This is a genomic window from Mesorhizobium sp. CA14 (assembly GCF_020165195.1).
In the GTDB taxonomy this organism is placed as follows: domain Bacteria; phylum Pseudomonadota; class Alphaproteobacteria; order Rhizobiales; family Rhizobiaceae; genus Mesorhizobium.
Genome location: NZ_JAIUHR010000003.1, coordinates 313,243 through 326,646, shown reverse-complemented (window position 1 = coordinate 326,646; position 13,404 = coordinate 313,243). Strand labels below are relative to the sequence as shown.

The following is a 13,404-nucleotide window of genomic DNA, read 5'->3' as shown; positions in this document are numbered from 1 at the left end:
GGCCTAAGCGGGGCGGGTCAACGGAACCGCGACATGCCCATTCGCCTGAAAAAGCTGATCGGTACCATATTGCTGGTGGCGCTGGTCGTCATCTACGCGCTGATCGCCTCCGCCATCGCGGTCACCAAGCTTGCCGAATACGGGCCTACGGCGCATCTGCTGTTCTTCCTGCTCAGCGGCTTTCTCTGGGTTCTGCCGGCCATGGCCATCATCAAATGGCTGATCATCGAGCCGCACCCGAAGGGCTGACCCCTCACAGGCGTCAGGCAAGCGCGAGGCAGGCCTAGACGGTAACGACCATCCTGCCCGCATTGGCGAGCGGCGTCGTGATGCCGGACAGCATCGTGCGGATATGCGCCACGCTCTGATAGCGGCCATTGACGGAGATGCGCGGCAGCGCGTGCAGGAAACCGGCATGCTCGGCACGCAGCACACCGTGCCGCGTGGTCACCGCCGAGGCATAGCCTGCGTCGCGGGCAAAGCCCACCTCGCGGCAACTGACGGCGCTGGCATAGCCGTAAGGATAAGCCAGATGACGCGGCTCCTCGCCGAGCTTTTCCTTGAGGATGCGGCGGACGTCGCCGATCTCATGCCGCGCATCGGGTTCGGAAAGCCGCTTCAAGTTCCGATGATTGACGGTGTGCGCGCCGATGGTCACCAGCGGATGGGCGGCCATGGTGCGAAGCTCATCCCAATTCATCAAGGTGCACGGGCGGCCTGTGCCGAATTCATGGCCGTTCGAACGGGCCAGTTCACGCAGCGTAGCGCCCTGCTCTTCCTCGGGGACTTCCGACGTCAGCCAGGCGTTCAGCCGCGCGACGGCCTGGATCTTTCGGCCCTGTGTCGAGCAATCGATCACCGTCGGCTTGCCAGCCATCGTCAGCGTCACGCGCGAACTGATGTCGACGATGTCCTCGATCATGTCCCACCAGAGATCGACGGCGCCGTCGATCAGGCCGGGGGCGACGTAAATGGTGATCGGCGCGCCGTGCTGTTCCAGGATCGGAAGCGCCTCGGTCATGTTGTCGCGATAGGCGTCGTCGGCAGTGATTGTCGCGAACTGGCCGCCTTTGCCACCCAGCTTGATGCGTTCGATCGCTTCATCAAGGGAAACAAAGGCATAACCGCGCCCCTTCATGTCCGCGATCAGCCTGTCGAGGAAGGCGGGAGCGATATTCAGATGCCGATTGAAGCTGTTCGGCTTCTCCGGTGTCGCGGTGACACGGTGCAGCATCAGGATAGCGCCGATGCCGCCGAAAAACGGCCGGGCCAACGGCGCGAGACCGGAGTAGCGGGCAAAGTTCAACGCCAGTTTCCGGATTGCCTCGCCCCCGTCGATCATTCCTTCACCTTTTGCGCCTAGGCTTATTCAAGCACGACATTCGCCTATGCGAACCCCAGGTTGCAACCAATACGTCTTAAGGATTGAGGGATGGTTGACGCCACCGCGTCATTTGACGGCAATCGGGTCGCGGCCAACGAAGCTTCCGCGCGCCCGATGCGAGCCGATCAGGATCGGTGGACTGCGGCTGCAAGCGGCGGCGCGGGCCTTGCCGATTACATTCAATTCTGCGCCTCGGCGCTGTTTGCGCCCGCGCAAAGCGCATCATGGGTGAACAGCTGGGCGGCCGTGACAGGCGCCGACATGGTTGTCGCGACGCTCTCCCGCGATGGCCGCCCGGCGCTATCTTTGGCGCTGGAAGTCGTGCGACGCGGCCCATTCAAGGTTGCCCGTTTCGCCGGAGGTCGGCATGCCAACGGCAATTTCGCCGCTGCTGACCCGCGGCTCCTCCCTGCTATCGACAGCCCTGTGATCCACTCAATGTTCGAGGCAATCGCCCGAAAGCGGCCGGACATCGACCTGATCTCACTGGAAAGGCTGCTGCCCGACCTTGACGGCGTCGCCAATCCGCTCGCCGCGCTGTCCGGCTTCCCAAGTCCGAACCTCGCTCTCGCGGTCGATCTCGACGGCGGTTTCGACGCGCTGCTGTCACGCGCGAGCGGCAAGCGCAAGCGCAAGAAGCACCGCTCGCAGACGCGCAAGTTCGAGGCTGTCGGCGCCTTCCGCCGCATCGAGGCCCGCACTCGCGAAGAGGTCGACAGGCTACTCGATGCCTTCTTCGAGATGAAGGAAGTGCGTTTCGCCAAGATGGGCATCGCCAATGTCTTCGGCGACAGGCAGGTACGCGACTTCTTCCGGGCGCTGTTCGCCGATGCGCTGGCCGAGGAAAAGCCGCCCTTCCTGCTGCACGGCCTGGATGTGGCGGGCAAGCTGCGCGCTGTGACCGGCTCAAGTCGGTCCGGCAAGCGGCTGATCTGCGAGTTCGGCGCCATTGCCGAGGACGATCTCTCCTTCACCAGCCCGGGCGACTTCCTGTTCTTCGACAACATCCAGCAGGCCTGCGAGCTTGGCTTCGACGTGTATGACTTCTCGGTCGGCGACGAGCCTTACAAGCGGCTCTGGTGCGACATCGAAGTCCAGCATTTCGAGGTGCTTGCGCCGCTGACGCTGAAGGGCCGGGTGCTGGCGACAGGGCTGCGGCAAGGCGCGCGCGCCAAGGCCTTCATCAAGAGCAACCCGACGATCTGGAAACTGACCAAGATGCTGCGCCGCAAGGCTGCCGGACAGGCGGCGCCCGCTCCCGCCGAGGACGATAACTGATCGTCGCGCTTTAAACGGACGGCGCGGCTTCAGCACTGTCGCGCTTTTGCCCTCAGGCGGCCGACCGCCTGCCCGGCACAGGCGTTCCGGGCGGTTCATGGCCGATCGGCGTCACCAGCATGAGATTCGGGTAGCCGTTCTCGATCAGCTTCACCGCTGCCTGGGTCACCTGGTCGTCGGCTTCCAGCATCGACAAGAAGACTTCGGTGCCGTCGCCGACCAGACGGCCGATGCCCTGCGCATCGGCCGGGCCGCATTCGACCACGACGAGGTCGTAGGCCGTGGTCAGCGATTGCATGATGATGGGCAGCCGGTCGGCGGCGCGCATGGCGCGGACCGGATCGGCGGTGCCTACCGGAATGACATGCGCATCCGAATAGAGATCGGGATGGATGACGTCGCTGAACTGCGCTTCGGAAGCGAGCAGATTGGTGATGCCCGGGAACAGGCTCGAGTCCAGCATCGGCCGCGACGCCGCGCCCGACGCGGTCAGATCAAGCAGCAACACGCGCAGGCCGGCGTCGGATACTTCGCGGGCCACGAGCACGGCGGACGCGGCCGCCTCGTCGCCTTCCGGCGACACGAAGATCGCGCGCGCGGCGCCTGAGGCGATCAGCTTCTCCGCAGCCTTTTCGACATCGATCTCGCCGAGCCTGGATTGCCTTGGTTCAGGCATCGGTTCGCTCGGTCCGGAGGTCTCCATGGCGGTTGCGCGATCCTCCGCCGGCTCGCTCTCGGCCGGTCTCGGGAGTTCCGCTTCCGCGATCGAATGTCCTGCCGCGGTGTCCCCGTAAGGCGCAAAAGCCCGACCCTCATCATGTGCCTCGGCGACCATGGGTTCCACCCTGGCCGCAGGCATCGCCACCTGCTCGATATCGGTGAAACGGGTGCCGGCGGCGGGACGCATGGCGCGGCCCGAGAACAGCTCGCCAAGCAGCGTGCCGATCGCCATCAGCAGCAGCGAAGCGGCGGCGGCAGCCCCGGTGATAGGCCCGATCTTCGGGAAATAGGGCTGGGACGGCACCTGGGCTCGCGCGATCAGATTCGCCGCGACGGGCGAGTATCTGCGATCCTTGCGCGAGGCGACCGCATTGTAACTTGCCATATAGGATTCAAGCTGTTGGCGCTGGACGTTCGCGTCGCGCTGCAAGGCGTCCAGCTGCACCTGCTGCTCGCCGGCTCTCCCCGAGGCGGCTTTCAGCGTGTTGACGTCCGCGATCAGCTGATCCTCGCGGGCCTTGGCCGTCTGGGCCTGAGCCGACAGCCCCCGGATGATCTTTTGCGCCTCATTGCGAATCTGGCCGTCGAGGTCAGCAAGCTGCGACTTCAGCGCACGGATGCGCGGATGGTTGTCGAGCAAGGTCGTGGAAAGATCGGCAATGTTGGCCCGCAGCTCCACCTGGCGCTCGCGCAGGCGCTGGATCAGATCCGAGGACAGGACTTCCGGCACGCTGTCCAGCGAACCGCCATTCTGCAGCGCCCGGCGCACGCTTTCCGCGCTCGCCTCGGCAGCGGCGCGGCTGGCGCGCACGCGCGACAACTCGCTCGACAGTTCGGCGAGTTGCTGAGTCGCAAGCACCGCATTGTTGCCACCCATCAGAAGATCGGACTGGGCTCGGAAGGCCGCGACCTTGGCCTCGGCGTCCTTCACCTTGTTCTGCAGGTCAGCGATTTCCGGCGCCAGGAAGTCGGTGGCGGCGGCGTTCGATTCGAGCTTGGCGTCGCTCTTCGAGGCGATATAGGCGTCGGCGATGCCATTCGCGATCGCCGCCGCAAGCTTGGGGTCCTTCGAGGCGAATTCGATGGCGATCGCACGCGTCTTTTCAACGGCATAGACATTGAGCTTGTCGTGCATGGCATTCAGCACGCGCTCTTCCGGCGGAATATCGAAGGGATCGCTTTTCAAGCCGACAAGAACGAGCACGCGCCCGAGCGCCGACATCTTCAGCGTTTCATCGAACTCCGGCAGCTTGTCCAGATTGAGCTTGGTCGCCACCTGCTTGAGGATGTCGGGCGAGGAAATGATCTGGACCTGGGTGGCCACGCCCTGTTCGTCGAGAATCGGCTTCTCGTCGTCGTTGGTGCCCGGCGGCCGTGTGTATTCCGATTCGCGCGAGCCAATCTCCAGCTTGGCTGTCGCCTTATAATAAGGCGTCGCGAGCCAAGCCAAGGCGAAGGCGAGCCCGGTGACCACGAGGGTCACCAGAACAATGCGCAACCAGTTTCGCGCCAGGCTGGCGAAAAGCTGCCTCAGATCGACATCGACATCTGCGGCCGCGGACTGAACGGACATGCATCCTGCTCCGAACTTTGAGTCGAGGATGGACCGTAAACAACTATGGTAACTCACCCGTTAAGATCAAAATGCGTGCTTATTAGAGGGCACTCAAAGAAGATTGCTCGAAAGCAATAGAACAATTGGGCTTTTTGCCGATCAGCGCGGTCCCGGACCAGCTCCTTTACCGCCCATTAACCCTAACGGGACGATAACGGTCGCACTTTCCTGGGGTTGTGCCGCGGCTTGCGGCAAGAGCGATGAAGGTTCCTGGCCGGTCATGAAAAGCACTGCTTCCCTCTTTCGCGCTTTGCTTGCCCTATCGCTGCTCACCGGTTGCTCGAGTTACCGCCCGACACCCGCCGCCTTTCACGAGGTGCTCGACCAGCCCTATCGACTCGGCGCCGGCGATCGCGTCCGTGTCACGGTGTTCGAGCAGGACGGGTTGACCAACACATACAGCGTCGACCAGTCCGGCTATCTCTCCTTCCCGCTGGTCGGCGCGGTGCCGGCGCGCGGCCACACCGCGCAGCAGTTGGAAAAAGAGATCGCCGACAAGCTGCGCCAAGGCTATCTGCGCGATCCTGACGTTTCGGTCGAAATCGACCGCTACCGGCCGATCTTCGTCATGGGCGAAGTGGGCGCTGCCGGCCAGTACTCCTATGTGCCGGGACTCACCGTGCAAAAGGCGGTCGCCATCGCCGGCGGCTTCACGCCGCGCGCCAATCAAGAGAGCGTCGACATCACCCGCGACATCAACGGCAAGGTGATGACCGGACGAGTGCTGACATCCGATCCGCTCCTGCCCGGCGACACCGTCTACGTCCGCGAACGCCTGTTCTGAAAAATCCGTCGTGGCGGTGACTCTCAGGATCGTCCACTGCTTTCGCTCACCTGTCGGCGGAATCTTCCGGCATGTGCGCGACCTGGCCGAGGCGCAGGTCGCCGCCGGCCATGCGGTGGGAATCGTCTGCGACTCGACGACCGGCGGCGACTATGAGGAGCGGCTGTTCGAGGCGATGAAGGACCGCCTCGCGCTCGGCATCCATCGCACGCCGATGCAGCGCCATGTCGGGCCGGGCGATCTCGCCTCGGCCTGGCGCACCTATCGAATCATCAAGGAATTGCGGCCGGACGTGCTGCACGGGCACGGCGCCAAGGGTGGCGCCTATGCCCGGCTGTTCGGCTCACTGTTGCGGGTATCAAGGTTTCGCGTTGCCCGCCTCTATTCGCCGCATGGCGGCTCTCTCCACTATGACGAAACGACGGCGACGGGAAAGGTGTTCTTCGGCCTGGAGCGCTTCATGGCGCGCTTCACCGACTGCCTGCTGTTCGTTTCCGACTATGAGCGCAACACCTATCGCCGCAAAGTGGGCGAGCCGCCCATACCCAACACGCTTGTTTACAACGGCCTGCGCGCCGCCGAATTCGAACCGGTGGCGACGGCGGCGAATGCCGCCGATTTTCTATACATCGGCATGATGCGCGATCTGAAAGGTCCGGATATCTTCATCGATGCCCTGGCTTTGGCCGGCAGCGCGTTGGGCCGTTCGTTGAGCGCCGTAATGGTCGGCGACGGCGACGACCTGCCGCGCTACCATGCGCAAGTGGAGCGACTCGGCCTGAAGAGCCATGTTCGATTCCTGCCGCCCATGCCGGCGAGACAAGCTTTCGCTCTGGCCGAGTTGATCGTGGTGCCATCCCGCGCGGAGGCGATGCCCTATATCGTGCTCGAGGCTTTGGCCGCCGGCATGCCGATGATCGCGACCGCGGTCGGCGGCATTCCGGAAATCTTCGGCGAAGACTCCCCCGCCCTTATCCGGCCGGATCCCTCGCAACTTGCGGGCAAAATGGAAACAGTGTTCGGCGACCGCGACGCGTATCGGAAGGCCATGCCGCAGACAAATGAGCTCAAAGCTCGGTTCGGAGCCGATGTGATGGCGGCCGAGATCGAGAAGGCCTATTTCGCCGCGCTGAACAAGTAGGTACGCAGCCGGCTCAACCGCTTCAAAACCACCGGTTGTTTCAAGGGTTTCTTAGCTCTCTTTTGCTATGCAGTTGCGCGAAGCTCGCGGACAGTTCCCATGAATGAGATCGACCCCGCGCACCGCTTTTCCATGGATGCGGTGCGCAACTACGATGCTCCCGCCGATGGCGACAAGCCTGGCGGCATCAACGATGTGGCGCGCCAGGTCGCTTCGCAATACCGGCGCGATACCATGTCGCCGATCATGGTCAGCGGCGTGCTGCGCATGGTCGAGTTCGCAGTGCTCTTCCTGTCGGGGCTCGGCGTCTATTTCTACTATGTCGGCTTCTTCACCTATCTGGCCTGGCAATATCCGCTGGCTATGGCGGCGACATCGTTCCTGGCCGTGGTGCTGCTCGACGTTACCGACAGCTACCAGATCGCGGCGCTGATGCGCCCCCTCGCCAATTTCGGCCGGGTGCTGCTTGTCTGGGCCGGCAGCTTCGCGCTGATGGCGCTCACCGCCTTCGCCATCAAGGCGTCGGAAGACTATTCGCGCCTGTTGTTCGGCACGTGGTTCGTGGTCGGCTTCGTGCTGATCTTCGGCCTGAGACTCGTAATGTCCAGCCTAATCCGGCGCTGGGCGCGCGACGGCCGCATGGAGCGTCGCGCGCTCATCGTCGGCGGCGGCAAGACGGCCGAGCAGTTGATCCGTTCGGTCGAGAAGCAGCCTTACAACGACATCCGCATCTGCGGCATCTTCGACGACCGCAACGACAAGCGCTCGCCGCCGATCGTCGCTGGCTATCCGAAGCTGGGTACGATCTCGGAGCTCATCGAATTCGCCCGCATCGCGCGCATCGACATGCTGATCGTGTCGCTGCCGCTAACCGCCGAATCGCGCGTGTTGCAGCTTCTGAAGAAGCTCTGGGTTCTGCCGGTCGACATCCGGCTCTCGGCGCATTCGAATGCGCTGCAGTTCAGGCCCCGCGCCTATTCCTATATCGGCTCGGTGCCGATGCTCGACATCTTCGACAAGCCGATCAACGATTGGGATTCGGTCGCCAAGCGCGCCTTCGACATCGTCTTCTCGCTTGTCGGCATCATCCTCTTTTCGCCGGTGATGCTCGCCACCGCGATCGCCATCAAGCTCGACAGCAAGGGTCCCGTGCTGTTCAAGCAGAAGCGGCACGGCTTCAACAACGAGATCATCGAGGTCTACAAGTTCCGCTCGATGTTTACCGACCGGTCCGATCCAACCGCCAAGCAGACGGTGACCAAGAACGATCCGCGTGTCACGCGCGTCGGACGCTTCATCCGCAAGACGTCGATCGACGAGCTGCCGCAGTTCTTCAACTCGCTCTTCGGTTCGCTGTCGCTAGTCGGGCCACGCCCGCATGCCATCGCCGCGCAGTCGCATAACCTGCTCTACAACGAAGTGGTCGACGGCTATTTCGCCCGCCACAAGGTCAAGCCCGGCGTCACCGGATGGGCGCAGATCAACGGCTGGCGCGGCGAGATGGACACCAATGAAAAGATCCGCATGCGCACCGAATACGACCTCTATTACATCGAGAACTGGTCGATGCTGTTCGACCTGCGCATCCTGTTCCTGACGCCGATCCGCCTGCTCAACACGGAAAACGCCTATTGAGCGCCGTCGCCCATGAGTTGCAGCCGGGGGCGGTCAACAAATTGCCGCCGCAGGCGGTCAACCAGTTGCAGCCGCAGGCGGTCAACCAGTTGCAAGCGCGGGCGGTCAACAAGTTGCCGCCGCAGGCGGTCAACGCGAAGTTGATCTCGCTGATCGCGTCGGCGGCGATCGGCATCGGCATCCTGCTCTCCGGCTTCGTCATCAGCGAACCCGCGCCTTACGAGATCTACATGGCCGGGCTGATCGCGGTCTTGGCGCTGTTCGGGCTTCGGATCTCGCGCGCGATCGTGCCCTTGCTGGTGCTTCTGGTGGCGATGAACACCGGCGGCATGATCGCCATGACGCAGATGGCGGACCTCGCCAACACGCCGCTCTATCTCGCCGTCTCGCTGTTTTTGGCCTTCAGCGCGGTGTTCTTCGCTTCGGTGACCTCGGTCCAGCCGAGCCTCTACCGGCTGATCTTCATCGCCTATGTCGTGTCGGCGGTGGCGACGTCGCTGCTCGGCATCGCCGGCTACTTCCATGCGTTTCCGGGCGCGGAAATGTTCACCAAATACGACCGCGCCGCCGGCGCTTTCCAGGACCCGAACGTGTTCGGCCCATTCCTGGTGCTGCCCGGCACCTACCTGCTCTACCTGCTCCTGACCGGCCCGGTGCCACGGATGCCGCTTCTGGCCGTGCCGCTGCTCATCATCAGCGCCGGCATCTTCTTCTCCTTCTCGCGCGGCGCCTGGGGCATGTTTGCCGTGTCGGCGGTGCTGCTCACCGCGTGCCTCTTCCTGCAGAGCGCCAGCGGCAAGTTCCGGCTGCGGGTCGTGGTGATGACGATCGCGGCCATGGCGCTGCTGGTCATCGCCTTCATCGTCATCCTGCAGTTGCCCGGCGTGTCGGACATGTTCACGCAGCGCGCGCAACTCGAGCAGAGCTATGATTCGGCGCGGCTTGGCCGCTTCGCCCGCTATTCGATCGGCTTTCAGCTGGCGATGGAGCACCCGTTCGGCATCGGCCCGCTGGTCTTCGGCACGATCTATGGCGAGGACACGCACGACATCTGGCTGAAGGCGCTGATGGACTATGGCTGGCTCGGCTTCGTCTCGTTCCTGACGCTGACGCTATGGACGATCGGGGCCGGCTTCCGCATCCTGTTGCGCGACCGGCCATGGCAGCCCTATCTGCTTTGCGCCTATGTCGCCTATCTCGGCAATATCGGGCTCGGCACCTTCATCGACATCGACCACTGGCGCCACCTCTACCTGCTGCTCGGCCTGGTCTGGGGCGCAATTGCGCTGGAGTACCGGCACCAGCGGGAATTGCGGCTGGCGAGACCTGAATCCCTCCTTGCAATGTCACCTGCGCGATAGGCACCGAATTCGGTTGACCCGCACCGCCTTATCACGATACATCGCCACCCGGTCCGGAGTGTAGCGCAGCCCGGTAGCGCACTTGACTGGGGGTCAAGGGGTCGTCGGTTCGAATCCGGCCACTCCGACCATTTAAAGCCTTGAAATCCCTAGCCTATTTGCCGAGGTGCCTTTTGGCCCCTCACGCAAATTCCGAACATAAGGCGTTCAAATCGCCCGTTCCGGAACGAAGAGGCCCGAAAACGTCCCGAACTGAGCGAACGAATGTTGGCGTGCCGACGCCAGAAAGCCAAGCCGGCTACGGACGGTTCGCTATCCTAATCAAGGACGAAGACGGTGTACTGACCGTCGATGTCGCTCAGCACGTTCAGCGCACGGAGTGATGCCCAATGTTAGCCTGCCACCTTGACATCGGCAAAGACCGCTTACGCTGTTGAACGATATGACAGGCTTTCGACTAGCAAGGGTTCACGAGCCCGACCTGCACAGCAGGCGTGAGATGCTTCTTTAGGAAGCGAGGACCGTGCCCCACCCCTTATCGCCTAGCGGGTTACATGTCGTTCTGCTAATATAAGAAGAGCATGCCGCTCGCCGCGCGGCGGCTGGGAGGGATCCAAGTGCGAAGCCGCTGGACCATTCTTGCTGTCTTGTTCGTCGCTCGCGCCGCCTTCGCCTTTCAGTTTGGCAGCGTCGGGGCTGTAGCGCCACAGCTTGGCCAAAGCCTCGGCGCGAGCTTGGCTGACATCGGGATCCTTATCGGAATCTACTTTGCGCCGGGCGTCCTGCTCGCCTTCCCCGGCGGCGCTATCGGGCGCCGCTACGGCGACAAGGCGACGGTCCTCGCCGCGATCCTGGCGATGCTGGCTGGCGAATTGCTGATGACTGCGTCGGCGTCATGGAGCGTGCAAATCGCAGGCCGGCTGATTGCCGGCACTGGCGGCATTCTCCTGAGCGTTCTGATGACCAAGATGGTCGCCGACTGGTTTGCCGGTCGTGAAATCGCAACCGCGATGGCCATTTTCGTCAACTCGTGGCCGGTAGGCATCGCAATCTCGCTCATGCTCCTGCCATGGATCGCAACAAGGTTCGGGCTTCATCTCGTCAATCTTGCCGTCGCAGGGTGGATCCTGATTGGCCTTGTCCTCATGGCTTTTTTCTACCGCGCGCCGGCGGCGGCCGTCTCCGTTGACGGCGAGCCAGGCAGTGTGACCTCGGAAACGGTCTATGCGGTGATTGCCGCCAGCTCGATCTGGTGTCTCTACAATCTCGGTTTGGTGATGATCTTCAGTTTCGGCCCAACGATGCTCGTCGAGCGAGGCTGGTCCATGGCTGCAGCTGGATCAACGATCAGCATCGTGCTGTGGCTCACGGCGATTTCGGTTCCCTTCGGAGACTTCCTCGCTGATCTGACCAAGCGCGGCGAAGCTATCATTGTCGCAGGCTGCATTGGCTTTGCGCTGTCGACGGTTCTCCTGTCGCGAAGCGGCCAGGTGCTTCCTGTCGTCATGGCCGTCGGGACCGTTTGCGGCCTGCCTGCCGGTGCCATCATGAGCCTTCCTGCGCGCGTGCTCGAGCCAAAGACGCGGGCGATCGGAATGGGAATATTCTATACGACCTTCTATGCCGGGAGCCCGGTTGGATCGGCGATTGGCGGAAAGCTTTCCACGTCGCTCGGCTCCGCCAGCGCGGCGCTGGATTTCGGGGCCGTCGCGCTCCTGGTTTGTCCGGTCATTCTGTTGCTCTTCCGCCGTATCGTTGCTGGCCGGAATCGGCCTGCTGCCCTTCCATCAACGTAAAACACGCAAGCAAAACTATTCCTCTCCACTGTGGAGAAGCTAGTAACCAGAGACTGGAACACGGGAGGATGAGATGACTTTCAATCATTATCTGCTGGTCGTTGTTTTCATGTCGCTCTGCCTCGGATCGGCCCAGGCCCAGTCTGCGAAAGAAGCCATTGAAGCCGCTAATGCAGAGTTCGTGAAGGCCTACAACAGTAAGGATGCGGCCGGAGTCGCGTCGAAGTACGCGGACGATGCGGCCGCATTCCCGCCAGATATGGCGCGAGTCGACGGTCGCCAGAATATCCAAAAACTGTGGCAGGGCGCGATCGATATGGGCATATCGGATCTCACGCTCACCACGCTTGAGGTCCAGGAAAGCGGAGATCTTGCATACGAGTCCGGGACTTTCTCCCTCAAGGCACCGGGTAAGGATTCGAAGCTGGTGGAAACCACCGGGAAGTATGTGGTGGTCTGGAAGAAAGGACAAGACGGCAACTGGAAGCTCTACCGGGATATATGGAACTCCGATCCCGCGAAATGAAGTTTAGCATGGCTGCCCAAGCAGGTCACTTGCCGGAGGAGAACATGGCGAAACTCACCGTTGATCAATACTTGGTGGCGGCGGCTGCGCGACTTGCCCATCTGACGCAGACGTATGCGATCATTTTTTTCGCCAATATCGCGACTATGTTCGCGATATTGGCACGGACCATCAGCGGGACTAGCCGCCAGGTTCGCGCTCGCGACGATTTTGGTCGCGATCACGGTTTATGGGGTCTTGGCAGCCAAGGCCGCCATGGATGACTTAAAGGCAATGCTGGACGATGCAGTCGAGGACTTCTCAGCCAGCCGCTTCGGCGCTCACCTGAAGCAGATACCCACGGCGCTGTTCATCGGAGCAAGCGTCACCCTCGTTCTTGCGATGGGGGTGACGCAGCTATGGGCGATCATTTCGGCCTGACGGGGCTGATCTCGAGCCGACGACGCGCTCGAGCGGAATGCAGATTGAGGGAGGCGGTGGAAGTGAAGCAACTCGACTTCTTCTATTTCTTCGGGAGCGGCTACTCATATCTGTCGGTGATGCGCATTGGCGCCATGGCGAAGCAGTCGGGCGTTGCCGTTCGATGGCGCCCCTTCAATGTCCGCACCGTCATGGCCGAGAACAATATTGCCCTCCGCACCCAGACGGCAAAGGTGAAGTACATGTGGCGCGATGTGGAGCGGCGTGCGGCAACGCACGGCGTGCCATATGTTCGGCCCCCGACCTGGCCGACTGATCCGAACCTTCTGGCCAATCGCACCGCCATGGTGGCGGCCGAAGAGGGCTGGTGCGAGGCCTACACCGTGGCAAGCTTCAGGGCCTGGTACCTGGAAGGCATGGCACTGGGCGATCGCGGCCATCTGGAACATGTGCTGCCTCCCCTGGGGCAAGATGTCGATGATGTGATTGCCAAGGCCGACCAGCCCAGCGCCCATGAGCGTCTCGAGGCGGAAACGGATGCGGCCCGCAACTATGGCATTTTCGGCGCTCCGGCATTCGTCGTGGAGGGCGAAACTTTCTGGGGCGACGATAGGCTCGAAGAGGCGCTGGCTTGGGCCGTCGGCCGACATAAGCTGCAAACATCACCATATTACCCGGCTGTCTGGCGAGACGAACAGCCGGACAGACCCCGGGCCAAATCGTAACCTGGCGCGCTCCTGCCGG

Annotated in this window: 13 protein-coding genes and 1 tRNA gene; 12 read left to right on the top strand and 2 right to left on the bottom strand. The window is 62.5% G+C overall.

Annotated features, from left to right (window positions below; all coding sequences use genetic code 11):
- The first annotated feature begins 33 nt into the window (after nucleotides 1–33).
- Nucleotides 34–249, top strand: a complete 216-nt coding sequence (locus LB565_RS05875) for a DUF2842 domain-containing protein (RefSeq protein ID WP_224582210.1) — start codon at nucleotides 34–36, stop codon at nucleotides 247–249.
- 34 nt (nucleotides 250–283) lie between these two features.
- Here LB565_RS05875 and LB565_RS05870 read toward each other — a convergent pair whose 3' ends face one another.
- Nucleotides 284–1,342 (bottom strand): polysaccharide deacetylase family protein, encoded by a 1,059-nt coding sequence (locus LB565_RS05870; RefSeq protein WP_224582209.1) that lies wholly within the window; start codon nucleotides 1,340–1,342, stop codon nucleotides 284–286.
- A 90-nt stretch (nucleotides 1,343–1,432) separates the two neighbouring features.
- Between LB565_RS05870 and LB565_RS05865 the strand changes: the two genes are divergently transcribed.
- Nucleotides 1,433–2,662, top strand: a complete 1,230-nt coding sequence (locus tag LB565_RS05865) for a GNAT family N-acetyltransferase (protein WP_224582208.1) — start codon at nucleotides 1,433–1,435, stop codon at nucleotides 2,660–2,662.
- Nucleotides 2,663–2,714: 52 nt separating this feature from the next.
- Here LB565_RS05865 and LB565_RS05860 read toward each other — a convergent pair whose 3' ends face one another.
- Nucleotides 2,715–4,955 (bottom strand): GumC family protein, encoded by a 2,241-nt coding sequence (locus LB565_RS05860; RefSeq protein WP_224582207.1) that lies wholly within the window; start codon nucleotides 4,953–4,955, stop codon nucleotides 2,715–2,717.
- 262 nt (nucleotides 4,956–5,217) lie between these two features.
- Between LB565_RS05860 and LB565_RS05855 the strand changes: the two genes are divergently transcribed.
- The 10 genes from LB565_RS05855 to LB565_RS05810 all read left to right on the top strand — a co-directional run bounded on the left by LB565_RS05855 (nucleotide 5,218) and on the right by LB565_RS05810 (nucleotide 13,385).
- On the top strand, nucleotides 5,218–5,781 hold the full coding sequence (locus LB565_RS05855) for a polysaccharide biosynthesis/export family protein (RefSeq protein ID WP_040983193.1): 564 nt from the start codon (nucleotides 5,218–5,220) through the stop codon (nucleotides 5,779–5,781).
- A gap of 10 nt (nucleotides 5,782–5,791) precedes the next feature.
- Nucleotides 5,792–6,922 (top strand): glycosyltransferase, encoded by a 1,131-nt coding sequence (locus tag LB565_RS05850; protein WP_224582206.1) that lies wholly within the window; start codon nucleotides 5,792–5,794, stop codon nucleotides 6,920–6,922.
- Between the two features lie 99 nt (nucleotides 6,923–7,021).
- Entirely contained in the window at nucleotides 7,022–8,557 is a 1,536-nt protein-coding gene (locus LB565_RS05845; RefSeq protein ID WP_224582205.1) for an undecaprenyl-phosphate glucose phosphotransferase, read from the top strand.
- Nucleotides 8,558–8,670: 113 nt separating this feature from the next.
- Nucleotides 8,671–9,918: an O-antigen ligase family protein gene (locus LB565_RS05840; RefSeq protein WP_263488393.1), complete on the top strand. Its 1,248-nt coding sequence runs from the start codon at nucleotides 8,671–8,673 to the stop codon at nucleotides 9,916–9,918.
- A 54-nt stretch (nucleotides 9,919–9,972) separates the two neighbouring features.
- Nucleotides 9,973–10,049: transfer RNA gene (locus LB565_RS05835), tRNA-Pro, on the top strand.
- A gap of 450 nt (nucleotides 10,050–10,499) precedes the next feature.
- Nucleotides 10,500–11,714, top strand: a complete 1,215-nt coding sequence (locus LB565_RS05830; RefSeq protein ID WP_224582204.1) for a CynX/NimT family MFS transporter — start codon at nucleotides 10,500–10,502, stop codon at nucleotides 11,712–11,714.
- A gap of 73 nt (nucleotides 11,715–11,787) precedes the next feature.
- The gene (locus tag LB565_RS05825) at nucleotides 11,788–12,240 is read left to right on the top strand and encodes a YybH family protein (RefSeq protein WP_224582203.1); all 453 of its coding nucleotides are present in this window, start codon (nucleotides 11,788–11,790) and stop codon (nucleotides 12,238–12,240) included.
- A gap of 44 nt (nucleotides 12,241–12,284) precedes the next feature.
- Complete coding sequence (locus tag LB565_RS05820) at nucleotides 12,285–12,503, top strand: hypothetical protein (RefSeq protein ID WP_224582202.1); 219 nt, start codon at nucleotides 12,285–12,287, stop codon at nucleotides 12,501–12,503.
- Nucleotides 12,504–12,513: 10 nt separating this feature from the next.
- A complete protein-coding gene (locus LB565_RS05815; protein ID WP_224582201.1) occupies nucleotides 12,514–12,660 on the top strand; it encodes a hypothetical protein in 147 nt (48 codons plus the stop codon).
- Nucleotides 12,661–12,722: 62 nt separating this feature from the next.
- Entirely contained in the window at nucleotides 12,723–13,385 is a 663-nt protein-coding gene (locus tag LB565_RS05810) for a 2-hydroxychromene-2-carboxylate isomerase (RefSeq protein WP_224582200.1), read from the top strand.
- The last annotated feature ends 19 nt before the right edge of the window (nucleotides 13,386–13,404 follow it).